A 13370-nucleotide genomic window follows, 5' to 3' on the forward strand; every position below is an offset into this window, starting at 1 on the left:
AATCTACGAAAACAGCAGGGGTGTCATGCGTCAGATTTCACGTAGCGACGCCTGATGCAAAACCGCTCACAAAGCACTCAGTTTGCCAGCGGTTCCGCTTACCTGATCATTTGATCATCAAACACTGATCAAGCATACATGAAACAGGGGTAACTTTATATAAGGCTTATTATTTAAAGTTTCCTTTTTCGGCACATTTTGCCCGATGCCTGCTTTAGAGAGTAGCTAAATCGAAAAATTTGCAAATTCGTTACGTTATTGTTCGTGATCGCCAGGGTGCCTTCATATATGATCATTTGGCATTCATTTGATTGCTTTCCGAAACTGTTATCACTGGAAACCTTCGGGTGGCACTCGTAGTGCCGGGTAACAGACACACACTTTTTGCACACAGTTTCATTAGCGAGCCTGTACAGCAGAAATATCTGACAGATGCCAAATGCAGACTATTCTTATTATTGCAATTCTAAGGAGAGTTAATTTTACATGGCTACTGTTTCTGTCTATATTCGCCTGCATTAAGTCCAGAGAGACTTGTACCGCTCATTAATATTTTTGGAATACAATTATGCCTAACTTCAGCGATGTAGAATTTGAGAAGCGTTATAAACATTTTCTACAGGTACAAAAAGAGTGGCTGACTCTCATCACGGACAACCAGATTTTTAGCGATAGAAACTCCCTGGGTGAAGAATGCCGCCCGATTGGCTTTATCACTGACAAGAAAGCCTTTAAGCGTGCCGAGCACCTGCTGGCTGACTGGCAGAGCTTTGCAGACCTGGCAGAAGAAAAGCGCAAAGAGCGCTCTATCGCGATCACCACGAACCTCTATCTGCCGGTTCCTGTACTGATCACCAATCCAAAGCACGTCACTATTAACCGCTTCCGTGCAACGGCCACCGCGAACCACACCCGCGAAGATATCCTTAAGCGTTATGAGAAGCAGATAAACAAGCTGCGTAAAGTTCCTTTTGCTGCCGGTGCAATCATGTCGCTGGAAGATGAAATGAAAGGGATTGAAGCTGCAGCGCCAGGCGCAATGTACCGCGCACGCACTAGCAACTATTCTGATATCCAAGTAACAGCGCGCTATACCGATGATAAGAAAGATGAAGGTGAATCTTTCCGCTATGGCGCACATGGGATGCTGATTTACGGCGACAAGCTGGATAAAGAGCGCGATATCAAGCTGAACGTTACGAGTAACGGTAATTACACGTCGCCATACGATGCTATCTCACCCGTACCATGTTCAATCCTGCCTAATGCCAAGCTGTACACCATGGAAGACGTGGAATATAGCAAGGTGCTGGCCGCGCAGCGTTCCTCAGTGGCGTACACCGTAAACACACGCCGTGCTCAGTTTGAGAACAGGGCAAAGGCTAAGATTGCGAAGGCAAAAGACGCAGCGGAAGCGCGTCTGTTTAAAGCTGAAATCGAAGAAAACCGCGATTTGCTGGAGAAGCTGGAAGCCTACGACTGGGCGCTCCTGGATAAGAAGGTAGCCGCTGGTGATACAGAACAGTTGACGATGCCTGAAATCCGTAAGCGTTACGGCGGAGAAGAGCCTCGCGCCGGAAAGAATATGCGTAACATGTACAGCCTGCTGCGTGAACTGGAAAGTAACCTGAAAAATCAGGACAAATAATCAGTATTCTGCCACCAGCAGGGAAAACAGAAGGGCGCACAAGCGCCCTTTTTTATAGCTATTAATCAACCTGCCTGTGTCTTTCTTATCCGTTTACTGACTATAGTGGTTATCTGCTGGTGGTCAGGTCAGCAACGCATCCAGCTCTGACAGTTCATCCAGCTTGCTCTGTGTGAAATCGGCCATATCTTCGCTCAGTTCGGCCTCAGCCGGACGGTAGCCAATCAGGAAAATGAAGCAGTAAGTATCCCAGCGGTCAGGCGACTTGATGTTAAGTTTCTGGCGCATCTGTGGCTTAGGCACCATCATGATCCGCCCCATTTCATCCATAAAGTACGGAATCTTTGAGGCCTGCTCTGCCGTGTGCTGTGAGATATCTATGCGCATCCTGCCCGACCGGATCGCATCAGCGGCCATGATGTTCGACCAGGCGCGCTGGTTCTTGAATCGCTCCCTCACCTTCTTACTGAATGGCGGCTGGCCCCAGCGGATGCTGACAGCGTTAACGCCCCTGCGCTCCAGCTGCTTAAGCGTACCCGAACCCACGCCGTCACCATCGACCGCAATGGTAATGCCCGGATAGCGCTCCTGCGTGCATTCATTGGCGATGTAGTCACCGAATGAGATCGGGTCCATCGTACCGGGCATTTCCACCAGCTTAAACGACACGACACGGCGCGCATCACCGTACCCGGATACTTTACAGATGTTGAGTATCGACTTATCACGCCCGTTACCGACGTCAGCGGTAGCAACCCAGCCCCAGCCCTTCTCCAGAAACACTTTGCGGCGTGCTGCGCGATCGCACTCGTCACGCCCCAGCAGATAGCCGCTGACGTTGCGCGGGAAGCGGCCCAGCACCTTCACCATGTATTCCAGTGAGTCGCGGCCCCCGTACTCCACCAGCTTTTCACGGATGAATTTCAGGGTAACGTGCGGCGCTTCCTCGGAATTGAGGACAATGGCATTCCAGAAGCCGTTAGGGTTATCCGCGTGTCTGGCTAACGAATGGTGCGAGTCATAGAAGTAACCACTGGGGCGAGTAGGCTGCGACATCATCAGCATGCGGTTATCTTCTTCTGTCAGCGCACCACGCATGATTGCGATCGCTTTGTCAGAGATACCCGACGCCTCATCAAGGATCAGCAGAATGTGCGCGGCGTGCTCACCGGCAAGCGCTTCCTCGTTACCCAGGCGATAGCCCTTACACAGCACCTCCCATATACCCTTACGCGACTTCTCATAAAACATCGTGTCAGTCAGGGTGAAGTAGTTTTGTAGCCACGGGTGACGTCTGGAGGCGTTCGCCCAGTAGGTTTTGACGTACTTGAATACGCCGGTCTTAACCTGCCCGATTTTGTTGGCCACGATGATTACACGGGCATCCGGATACATGAGCATGTAGATAAGCAGCATCATGGCCGTAAGGGATGATTTACCGGTACCGTGTCCGGACGTCACTGTAGTCTGACTCCCCGTCTCCTGTACGGAGTTCATGATCTCTTCCTGCTGCCAGGTGGGGATCATGCCAAATAGCTCAACGACGGCCAGCGCCCAGTTGTAGCGGTAGCGGATAACCATATCCCGCCAGCGCAGGTCAGTGGTGACGCTCTTTATGCGCTTCTGGCCACCCATCAGGCTTCGTCCTCGCCCGGTATAACGTCTATCTCAGGCGGCATGTCGTCTATGTCGTCGCCGTACAGCTCCGCCGTGGCCATGTAGTCAAAGTTGCCGTTGAGATTACCCTCGCCCGCTGTTTCGCCGGCGCGGTTCTCTCCGTCTGCCTGGACGTCACCAAATCCGCCGCCATCAACCAGCGCTGCCACTTCCGCACGGCGCGACTCAACAAACGCCGCGCTATTGGCCTGCTGTTCCCGGAACTTACGCGCATCCCGGTCCAGTTCGTCCTCAGTGACCGCGCCGCGCTCATCAACTGGCGGTTCGGCGTTCTTGAGCTCGTTCTCAAGGCGTCTGGATAGTGACTCTGGCAGTTTGATACCGTGCCGCTCGATGTACTCCGCCGTCTCCAGTAAATCCCAGTCCTTTTCCTCGCGCAGCTGATAGGCACGGCTGATCACCTCACCGGCGTTATGAGTCAGCGCATGCTTCTCATTGTCTCGCCGGTTCTTATCGGTGCCGCTGGCGATCGCCGCTACCCGTGTGGCGTGGTCATTGACGAGATAGCCGACCTCGATCATCAGCTTTGTCATTTTCAGGATGGGATGTGGTCCGCCGCCGCCTTCGTCATCATCCTTTTTGCCGCCGTTCTTCAGGTTGTCGGCTTCCAGCTCAAACAGTTCGACCGCACGCGCCGTGGTGCGCTTCAGCAGGTCCATGTGGGCCAGTGAGTCAAACAGCACTGTCATGGCGCTGGCTTCGACACCCTCGCCCAGCACCTCTAAAGCCGCTTCATAATCCTGCGGCCGCGGGTAGCCACGCCGGTTGGCGACCAGCTTAGTCTCGTTACCTTCCTCAAAGGGTTTACCCTCCCCGCGGGGCTTCGGGGTGTGCTTCGGGCGCCCGGAATCTTGAACACTGTCATTTATGATCTTTTTGGCGTGTGAAGCATTGGGCTTTTTCTTCGCGCCAGGCTGCGCTGCTGTCTCTTCGCGTGGTTCCAGTACCCCCTCTAAAGCCGTGCTGTGCCTGAGTTTTCGCCCGTTTTGGCGGATGATCAGGTCTTCTTTTCTGGTGTGACCATTCTGATGATCAGAAGCGTGATCACTCAAATGATCATGATTGTGATCACCAGCCTGATCACGCATTGCGGCCAGCGCTTTGCCGTTCAGCTCCCGGCGTGCGGTGTTAAACGGCAGACCGTAGTGCTCACAGTACTCTTTGACGGTTATCCCGCTCTGCGCCTTCTGCTCGATGAAGGCTTTTCTGTGGTCATCCCAGTTAACTTTGGACATGGTTTATCGTTCAAAAGAGGCCAATAAACCGGGATGGTATGGAGTCTGTAATTTGCAGTGATCACAATAATGATCAGGTACTACACAAACGCGCTGGAAAGTTACCGTTTAAGTGTCATTTTTTTAAAATTAGTGATACTTTTAAACCTCAATCAAAGTACGAAATAAACCACTGGATAATTTAAATGACTAATAAAAAAGCTGTTTTAGTAGCTGTAGATGCGGGTTCAGGTAACGTTACGATTGCCTATGAGGAAAACGGCCAATGGCTTTCCCTCATTACCCCTTCATTGGTCCATGAGGGCCACCAGCAGTCCTACTCAAACCATGCGTCAGCTACCTGGTTTACCGAAAATGATAATGGGAACGAAGCAGCCTATACCGTCGTTAAAAAGGGCTTTACTGACCTGTACGACACCTGCGACCCGGACTACCAGATTTCCGCCCCACACCGTGTGCTGGTTCATGAATGCCTGAAACGTGCTGGCATCGTGGATTGCGACGTCATCCTGGGTGAAACCCTGCCAATCGGGCAGTTCTACAGCGGCACCGGCGTTATCAATCAGGACCGTATCAACCGCAAAGTTGAAAGCCTGAAAAAGCCTGTGCGCAACTACAGCGGCGACGTCGCGCCAGCGCGTATAAGACACGTTGAAGTCTTCCCGGAAGCCGTACCGGCGATTCTGGCCGCACAGACAGAGTTTCCTGATCTGGAGCAGGCACAGACCATTCTCGTGATTGATATCGGCCGATTCACCTGTGATATCGCTATCGTGGATGAAGAGCTGGTGCCAATTAAAAAGGCCAGCTTTGAGCACGGCATTCAGAAGATGATCAACCGCGTTCTGGTGCTGCTGCAGGAGTTTGAAAAGACTTCCGGGCGCTCATTCAACGCAGAAGAAATCCCGGTTGGCATCGTGGACGACATTATCCGTCAGGGCTATATCGGTTCACGTATGGAAGCCGCTAAAGACAAGCGTATCGACGTAACCAGCGTTATCGATCAGGCAGCGGGGGAACTGGCGTCAGAAATCTGGCGTGACGTGCGTTCTTTACTGCGCAACGTAATTGCCCTTGATGCTGTTCTGGTTGTTGGTGGCGGTGCTAACTATCTGGCTGGCCGTCAGGCAGGCCTGAGCGACCATACAGCTGATTGGCACGATATGGTCATCATCCCGGCACAGCCAGAGCTTTCCATTGCGCGTGGCGTATTCATGGCGCTTATGTCGTCAGAGGATGAGCTGCGCGAAACGATCAAAGAGACGGCAAAAGTAAGCGACATTAAAAGCCGCGCCAGCGATAAAGGTTAACTATGAGTCAGGTATTAAGATTAAGTGGGCTGGAGGACGACGGGTTACTCACCGGCGCTGCTCTGGCTGAATATAACCGGTTGCAGACCAACGCGGCCAAGCGTAGCTATCTGGTGCGCCTGGTGCGCAGTGGCTACGCGCTGGATGAAATGGGCCTGAGTCCCGTCATCGAGCTGTTGCAGACAACGGATGGCAAGAAGTTCCTGAAAATGTCTGAGCGTGAGCGCCTGCAGCGTCTGCTTACCATGATTAGCGCCCTCCTGGGTGAAAGCGCTGGCGTGCCGGTTGCTGCTGCCCCACCAGCGACAGAAAAGGCTATGCCGGAGTCCGTCGAGCCACCAGCGGCAGAATCTGCGCCAGTGGAACCCGTCGCTGCAGCTGAGCCTGCACAGCCAGTCGCTACGTCTGCCCGGAGTTCATCTGAGTCTCTGGAAGATGATGATAGGCCACAGGCATGGGGCAATCCGGCTATGGCTAACGCAGGCAAGGCACGCAGCCTGCTTAACGCTAACAAAAAGAACGTCGGACAGTCCTGATTACCCTCAGCCCCGTTCACATGAGCGGGGCATTTTCGATTCTTCCCCTTCTGCACATATCCATCAGTTCCCTTGCCAGCGCGCATACTGACAGCTGTTCCAGTTCCTTTTTTTGGAGAACCATCTTCGTGGCGCTTTCCACGCACAGCGATTCGTAATTCAGATCCTTTCTTCCGCGCACCTTGAAGATATAGCCGTTCATGGCCTCCAGGCGATACTGCCGGGGATAGGCGTCAGGGTGAACCCGGCACTGTGCGAACGGGGAACGGACAAAAGAGCGCAGGATATTGGAGATAATGCCGGTATTCACCACTAAGTGCGGGTATTCCGTTTCCACCAGCCTGGTAACTTCGGCCACTGTCATGTAGTCCCGCCTGCGTATTAACAGATCGGCCACCTCTATACTGCTCACCTTTTTGTCCATGTACTGCTCCGCTTGAATTAACTACAAGCAATTCTAAGGATTGTATAATTCGAGCAAGTGCGAACGGCGTAAATATCGCCATTATTAGGAGGTATGAGCGGGTATTCAGGACAAATCCGTGTGCAAAAAGTGTTTAGCTAAACTGGTTGGTGGCTTTATCCGGGAGAGAAGATTGTAGCGCTGGCAGTATCTGGCAGTGGTTGCGGCGGTGAATGTCAGTACCATTGATTAATATATCTTCTGGCCGGGCATGGGCGCGAATCCAGATGCTTTACTTAGAGTTTCAATCAAATCAGGCGGGCTGATAGTGCCGGATGAGGGTTTTCACCCGGCAGGAGCTGAATCAGGCAGTCAGTGGATGCTTTTCAGGCAGTGGCTTACCACACTGGACCATAAAGTTACCATGTCACGTGCGAGCGTCTGAATAATGCCGTCGTAGTGCTGTTTTGGCGCAGCTTCCCCGTCGTCACCCACGAAAACCAGCCCCATAGCCGTACACCTTTGGTGATATCCACGCTGTAAGCAAATCTGGGAGTTGATTCGAAGTGCGCCACCAGCTGTTCTGCACGCCATGCGAAGCACACGCCACAGATTTTGCTGAGCTCAAGCGTCACTGTGCCGCCAACGAGCATAGTTGAGGTTTCGGAACCTGCGCAGGAATTACTGTGTTTGCATGAGATTGACGTGATTTTGCAGTTATCAGCACGCCAGGCCAGCTGAGCCAGCCAGATAATTTTCTGCATTTCCATTACACCAGCTTCCAGTCGTTTGCGAGAATATCGGTAGAAGCCGGCGCCCAGTCAGAGACGGTCAGCTGTTCTGCATCAATGAGTAGCAGCTGGGGCATCTGCGTGACAGTAGCCTCCGGGTTGCAGTCAAAGTAACGAGCCGGTACGCCGTACATGTCTGTCCCGTTCAGTGTGGCGCGCATCATGCCTCTGCTGAGGCGCAGATATACACCCTTCCCCCACGCTGCCCGCGCTACCTTGCAGCCCTCTGACAGCCATAACTGCGCCACGGCCAACGGTGCGTGCTCCTGCCTGAAATTCAGTTCGCCGGTATTAATCATCGCTTCGTTGCGCAAGATCAGATCGTTGAGCTTAATCAGCGCAACACAGGCGGCGTGGTTCAGTGTTTCGCCATGACCGGTCATTGTCAGGCCGCTTTTACTAATAATGGCTGCATAACCGTCATTTTTGGTCTCAGACGTATCTGTAATGGTATATCCGAGGCGTTCAATCACGGCCAGGAGTGCCATGTAGTCGCCTGCATAGTCGGCTTCTGCATCTGCAATCATGCCGATGGTTGCGTTTAACTGTTGAGCGGTCATCATTATCAGTAGTCTCGTTTCTGTTTGCGCTTCTGCGCTGCCTGTCTTTGTTTCTTCACGCCTGCATTGTTTGTGGCCAAACGACGTATTCCCTGTTCGATCTCTTCCTGCACGGTTGGCCGGGTCTCCTCCACCACCAGCGTTCTGACCTGCGGGACGGGAAAGGTTGGCGGACGACGGGCAATCCAGCTGAGGCTTCCCATAATTGCCCCCATCAGTGCGATCTTCTTCATGCGTTTTCTCTTCCTGCAGGCGTGCAGAATCCCCGGCAGGCGCCGGTGATTAAATTTCACCTGGTTAAATCCGGCGTGGGATACGCGCGGCGGTAATCTGATGCCTGTACCGGCGCATGGCCGGGTGGCTGTAATGGCATTGTGCTGTCCGGATTCGAACCGGCTACCGTCCGTTTGTCCCCATCAGGCCTAACGGCTATTACATGGAACGGCGGTTGCTTCCGTTAAGCGACAACACAACGGTAAAAGCACATTGCAGGCGCTCTTACCTGTTGTCCTGTATCAGCCCGCCACCAGCTGCGCGATAAGCCACTTATGACCGGCAAACAGTCCGGCATTAAGCAGGCAGTGAAACATGACAAACTGCATGGCTCTGATGATCTTTGTGTAGGTGCTGTCACTCATGCGCTCTGCGTCCGGATAAACTGACTGTCTGACACTGATAATGCCTGACATATCAGGTATAGCGTTAGTGGTGGCCGGTGCCATATCCGGCAAGTAACCCCTCAAGTGACTGGTCAACCTGGTTACTGGCGGCTTTAACCCCTGTGTACGCGACTGAAGAAGCGGGGGCCAGTCTTGCGATCGCAGCAGCAACTGCGAATGCACCACAACGGATAGAGCACTGACCATTCCTAGTCCAATGGCGCTCTGCGCAAAGCATCAATGCTCTTTCCTGTTAGTGTGCCTTATTTGCGGCGCTGCTTCTTCCTGCCGCCGCTTACCGCCTTGATGAATGTCTCGATGGCATAGATGGCCACCAGCGCATAAATCACGGTGAGAAACGGGTGCTCTGCAGCAAACTCTGATAACGACATATCGCGTCCTGTCGTGGGAAATGAGGTTGTTGTGATCGTTTTCCGTTAGCGCGATTGTTCCATGAGGCGGGACTTAAACCCGCTTTGCTTTCGCAGCCCATCGCTGACCGCCTGTGTTGATTCACAGACAAGGCTTTCGCCCCGTGGATTCCAGATCCACAACTCCTACGGTGTGTGAAAGCGATCACCACAACGGTCGAGAACACTGAGCAACCACGCGCCAGTTGTTATTTCAGTCACCTGCCAGTGTCCTCGCCGTTATGGGCTGGACTTTCCCAGCAGTCACGGCGTGTTGAGGTCTGCCGATACCCTGCCCCGCCACCAGCCAAATTAGCCAGTAAACAGGGCATCGCCTGGTGTTGACGTGTAATGCATGGGGGGCTGGTGCCACCAGCTGTCCGATACGGAATCTACGGACGGGTCATGTAAAGGAATTTGCAAAGCGTCAGGTAACTGTTCCGTCCCACGTGCGCACAGCCGCATTCCCCCATTTGTGAGCGCGCTGACAGAGGTAATCTTTCGCCAAACGCCAGTAAAACGACAGAAGCATCAGCGCGCTCACAAATAGTGATCCCTTACGAGGATCAGGCGGGAACATGTTTAAGCCTCATGGGGCGTTCTATGCGCGGGATTAGTCCATCAACCGCGTTCACTGCCATGACAGGAGGGGCTACTTGCCGTTCACCCTACTCATAACACACCCGGAAAAAGCTAATAACCGGGTGCGGCCCGTTACGAACTGGTGCAGGTTGGCGGAATTGAACCGCCGACAATGGAACACTCTACCGACTGAGCTAAACCTGCTGAATAATTGCCGGTGCATACCCGGCGCGGACACTTAGGTATCTGGTCAACCTGCCCGCTTGCGGTAACAAATAGGTGTGGAGGCACCTGCCAGATTTGCATTGCGTTTGCCTCGCTGCCGAAGCGTTTCCCCGTTTCAGCCGTCAGCACACCTTGATGCGCTCACGGCTGAGCCTGGAAAAAAGGCCCGGAAACTACCGGGCATAAAATCCTACACACACAGCAAAGCCTACTCTGGAATAGACTTTGATTTGTGAAAAAATGCGGATTAAACAGACAGTTATGCCTAACCCGCCAAATGCCTATCATGATTTTGTATAGAGCCGAGATGCCCTTGTCAGCGGGGAGAAATGTACACAAAATGGAGTTATGAAGCAATGAAAATCTAAGAGTTTTCTTAGATTTTCAAAGCAAAAGAAGGGAGGTATGTGAGAGTTAGCGGCGCTTTACTTTCGGGTTTGTAATGTTCTCAATATCGCCGTTGGCTTTCGCCCATTTTATACACCAGCTGTTCACGGCAGCGCGGATCTCCATCACAGAAGCCTCGCTTAACCCCTTCACTTTCGCCAGCTCAGCAGGGAGCTCGCCACCAGCATCGGCAACCGTCTCATATCCGGCCTTAGTCAGTGCGTTAAGGGCGCGTGTCGGTATGACCAGCTCGGAGACCGGCGAGGCTTTGCCGTCCAGAATGCGCTGGTGGAGACGTGGGAAATCCTGCGCTATGCGCTTCATGATGCGTGCGTGGAGCTCGTCGTTAACAGCGGTATCCCACATCGGCTCAAGTTCAGGCAGCAGACGGAATACCGGATTGCCCCATATACCTGGCACTACATCCATTGCAAGCATCATCGCGGTGCGGATCTGGAAATGGAAATCAGCCATTTCAATAGAGACGTCGCGGATGCCGTGGAAGACGCTCAGACCAAAGTGGAAGTTGTAGATGTAGCAGCCCACGTCACCGGAGCCGTCCGGCAGCTGAAGCAGGAACTGCTGCACGTCTTCCCGGCCATCGTGGAAATCGACACGCTCTTTCAGGTGGTTATATAGCGCGGTTGTCTTAAGCAGGTCGTTAGCCGTCTCTGCGCGCAGGCGACGCTCATCGCCTACAACCTTATCCGCAATGTTCAGTTTGCTCTGTAAGTCCTGGCGTTTAACGCTTTCCTTTTTGCGGTCAGCGCGCATCTGCGAAATGGTTTTGTCCCGCTCGTTCAGGTCAGTTGCCAGGCGTTCAGGGTGCTTACGGCGGTACTGCGTGTGCTCCTGATTCAGCGTGGCCAGCGCCAGCTGCGCGGTCGTCAGGGCGGACTCCATATTCTGTAGCTTCGTTTCCGCTCTGATTGCCCGGTTCTCTGCTTCCAGCACGCTTTCTTTTGCCGCGTCTCTGGCTTCTTCAATGGCGTTCTGCGCATCGAGACGGATTTTCGTTATTTCGTTGTGGAGTGCGGACTGCGCGGCCAGCTGCTGCTGTACCTGCTCCAGCGCCTCGAACATCAGATTGTAGGTATCCGCTTCATAATTGAGGCGCAAACCGATATCGATCTGGATCTGCTCCAGCGCGTTAGTGCAGTTATCAAGAAGGCGCAGCTCCAGGTCATCGAGCGTCAGGCGTTTACGGACGGAATTAAGCTGGCCGTAGGCGGTGACAAAGGCCTGGTGAAGTACATCGTCATCAACGTTGCATTCAGGGAGATTTTGCAGCTGCTGGAGTGGAGCGAGAGTTGTCATAGTGAGAATCAGATCCGCGTTTGAATTGCGGCGGATGATAACTCGAAATTAACCACTGTCTAAGACTTTTCTTAGATTTCATTGAATGATTGAGGGAGGATAGCTGGTGGCATTGTCCCGGACTCCGCCACCAGCAGAGGATTAGAACAGTTTTAACGCCGCTATGACTAGGGCGGCTACAGTGACAATCATCACAACATTCAACAGTACAGACGGCACTTTGATCTCGCCGGTCTCATACTCTGCCTGCGTCATGCGGCCCAGGTAACTGTGCGAGACCAGCACTGCGTTTTCGTCAAAGCTCAGCGTAACCCGGACATTCTCCAGCACCTGACGGGATACCTGTCGCGTGGCCAGCTGGACCACACCGGATCGCATTTTGCCGTTGTCGCCCATGTAACAGACCGAATGGTAATGAAATGGCTTATTCAGGCCCATCAGCTGATAACTACCCAGTCACAGACGCGCATATCTTCAATGCTCATATCATGCATTTCTGTAGTGCCGTCCGGATGAGTCAGTTCCAGCACGTCACAGCCTTCATGCTCCTGCTCCAGCGACACAAAATAACCCGGCTTCCACGCTTCACGACGCATCAGCAAAGCCGGATCTTCTTTCATTTTCAGCAAGGCCTGGTCATAGCTGCACGCAATGGCACCGATACCAATTTTGCTCAAAGATTCGATCTGTGCCGTAGTCATGCGTCCGCGTCCTTCTGTTAATGATTTTCTCAAGATGTAGCTAATCCCCTTCACGCCGCCGAAATAGTTCAGCTGGCGGTTGCTCATGCCGCTGCGCGTCATAAGCTCCTGCTTAGGTACTTTAAAAATGCCGACTTCCATAGCCATGTCGGCAAAAACCGAAAGCCCCCGGCCTAAGCTGTCGCGCGTTTTATTGCGGCGCGCATACTGCTCAAACGTGGGGCATCCGGTAAAAAATTGCGCATCAAAAAGCACTTATTCGCTCCAGAAACCGTCGTTCTCATGCGCTGGCATTGCTTCACCGGCTGTGAGAATTGCGTACTGCTCCATCACGCTGATCGTATCTTCAGGTGAAAATGATAAAAGAACGTAATACCCCTGCTCCTTAAGGCGACGCATCCACGTCACCTGATGCTCTGAAGGCATACGCTTACCGTGTTTCTGCTCTACCCGCATTCCGTGATAGATGCCTGCCGGTATTTCCAGGGACATATCCGGAACGCCCCGCTTTGCGCCCTCAGCCTCAATTGCTGCGGCGGTCGCCTTTAGGCGAAATCCTCCGTTAGGTACGGCATACAGATGGTCATAAATAACCCTGTTGTGACGGTGAAAATGGTCAAAGATTCGAACCTGATCGTAGTGCTCTTGCCTGCCTTTGCGCAGATCGGGTTTTTTGACGAGAGCGGCCAGCGCTTTTGCGTGAACCGATATTTCAGTAACTGCTGCTAACCAGGCCGACGCTTTGCCGGATTTTACCGACGCTCCACCAGCAGATTTATCAGCTACTTTTGGACGGGTTTTTTGGTTTTTCTTGTAGGAGTGCAACCACTCTTCACTGAAGCGCATATCCGGATTTGCCAACCGATGATTAAATAGTCTAAAAGGTGGATCTGCGTTGGGGGGTATTTTTAACGCTGAGACGGGAAAAA

The 13370-nt window shown here is 52.9% G+C and carries 15 protein-coding genes and 1 tRNA gene; 3 read left to right on the forward strand and 13 right to left on the reverse strand.

All coding sequences use genetic code 11. The annotated features are described in order from the left end of the window. Positions 1 to 568 precede the first annotated feature (568 nt). The gene (locus NP77_RS18735; RefSeq protein ID WP_039661226.1) at positions 569 to 1648 is read left to right on the forward strand and encodes a hypothetical protein; all 1080 of its coding nucleotides are present in this window, start codon (positions 569 to 571) and stop codon (positions 1646 to 1648) included. A 123-nt stretch (positions 1649 to 1771) separates the two neighbouring features. On the opposite strand, the gene NP77_RS18740 is transcribed toward NP77_RS18735, so the two are convergent. Together NP77_RS18740 and NP77_RS18745 are read right to left on the reverse strand one after the other, a co-directional pair. Then, positions 1772 to 3283, reverse strand: coding sequence for a terminase (locus NP77_RS18740; RefSeq protein WP_039661227.1), 1512 nt, complete (start codon positions 3281 to 3283; stop codon positions 1772 to 1774). Next, a complete protein-coding gene (locus NP77_RS18745) occupies positions 3283 to 4560 on the reverse strand; it encodes a hypothetical protein (protein ID WP_039661229.1) in 1278 nt (425 codons plus the stop codon). Before NP77_RS18745 ends, NP77_RS18740 begins: the two co-directional genes overlap by 1 nt. Before the next feature lie 185 nt (positions 4561 to 4745). Here NP77_RS18745 and parM point away from each other — a divergent pair, with 185 nt between their 5' ends. Continuing rightward, entirely contained in the window at positions 4746 to 5870 is a 1125-nt protein-coding gene (gene parM / locus NP77_RS18750) for a ParM/StbA family protein (protein ID WP_039661230.1), read from the forward strand. Positions 5871 to 5872: 2 nt separating this feature from the next. Further along, positions 5873 to 6406 (forward strand): hypothetical protein, encoded by a 534-nt coding sequence (locus NP77_RS18755; protein ID WP_039661232.1) that lies wholly within the window; start codon positions 5873 to 5875, stop codon positions 6404 to 6406. Positions 6407 to 6422: 16 nt separating this feature from the next. Here NP77_RS18755 and NP77_RS18760 read toward each other — a convergent pair whose 3' ends face one another. The 11 genes from NP77_RS18760 to NP77_RS18805 all read right to left on the reverse strand — a co-directional run bounded on the left by NP77_RS18760 (position 6423) and on the right by NP77_RS18805 (position 13287). After that, entirely contained in the window at positions 6423 to 6830 is a 408-nt protein-coding gene (locus NP77_RS18760) for a hypothetical protein (protein ID WP_039661233.1), read from the reverse strand. Positions 6831 to 7228: 398 nt separating this feature from the next. After that, positions 7229 to 7579, reverse strand: coding sequence for a hypothetical protein (locus tag NP77_RS18765; RefSeq protein ID WP_039661235.1), 351 nt, complete (start codon positions 7577 to 7579; stop codon positions 7229 to 7231). Next, complete coding sequence (locus NP77_RS18770) at positions 7579 to 8163, reverse strand: MW1434 family type I TA system toxin (RefSeq protein WP_039661237.1); 585 nt, start codon at positions 8161 to 8163, stop codon at positions 7579 to 7581. The genes NP77_RS18765 and NP77_RS18770 overlap by 1 nt, the downstream gene beginning before the upstream one ends. 2 nt (positions 8164 to 8165) lie before the next feature. Further along, positions 8166 to 8393, reverse strand: a complete 228-nt coding sequence (locus NP77_RS18775) for a hypothetical protein (RefSeq protein WP_039661238.1) — start codon at positions 8391 to 8393, stop codon at positions 8166 to 8168. Positions 8394 to 8675: 282 nt separating this feature from the next. Continuing rightward, positions 8676 to 8798: a hypothetical protein gene (locus tag NP77_RS23975; RefSeq protein ID WP_255351912.1), complete on the reverse strand. Its 123-nt coding sequence runs from the start codon at positions 8796 to 8798 to the stop codon at positions 8676 to 8678. Positions 8799 to 9082: 284 nt separating this feature from the next. Further along, positions 9083 to 9211, reverse strand: coding sequence for a hypothetical protein (locus NP77_RS23980; RefSeq protein WP_255351913.1), 129 nt, complete (start codon positions 9209 to 9211; stop codon positions 9083 to 9085). A gap of 740 nt (positions 9212 to 9951) precedes the next feature. Beyond that, positions 9952 to 10015: transfer RNA gene (locus tag NP77_RS18785), tRNA-OTHER, on the reverse strand. Positions 10016 to 10450: 435 nt separating this feature from the next. Further along, entirely contained in the window at positions 10451 to 11740 is a 1290-nt protein-coding gene (locus tag NP77_RS18790) for a DNA-directed RNA polymerase subunit alpha C-terminal domain-containing protein (protein ID WP_039661242.1), read from the reverse strand. Between the two features lie 141 nt (positions 11741 to 11881). After that, entirely contained in the window at positions 11882 to 12178 is a 297-nt protein-coding gene (locus tag NP77_RS18795) for a hypothetical protein (RefSeq protein WP_039661245.1), read from the reverse strand. After that, positions 12178 to 12696 carry a hypothetical protein gene (locus NP77_RS18800; protein ID WP_039661246.1) on the reverse strand — a complete coding sequence of 173 codons (519 nt, stop codon included), beginning with the start codon at positions 12694 to 12696 and terminating at the stop codon, positions 12178 to 12180. The genes NP77_RS18795 and NP77_RS18800 overlap by 1 nt, the downstream gene beginning before the upstream one ends. Then, positions 12697 to 13287 (reverse strand): hypothetical protein, encoded by a 591-nt coding sequence (locus NP77_RS18805; protein ID WP_039661247.1) that lies wholly within the window; start codon positions 13285 to 13287, stop codon positions 12697 to 12699. Between the last annotated feature and the right edge of the window lie 83 nt (positions 13288 to 13370).

Source organism: Pantoea sp. MBLJ3, from assembly GCF_000816655.1.
Lineage (GTDB): Bacteria > Pseudomonadota > Gammaproteobacteria > Enterobacterales > Enterobacteriaceae > Pantoea > Pantoea eucalypti.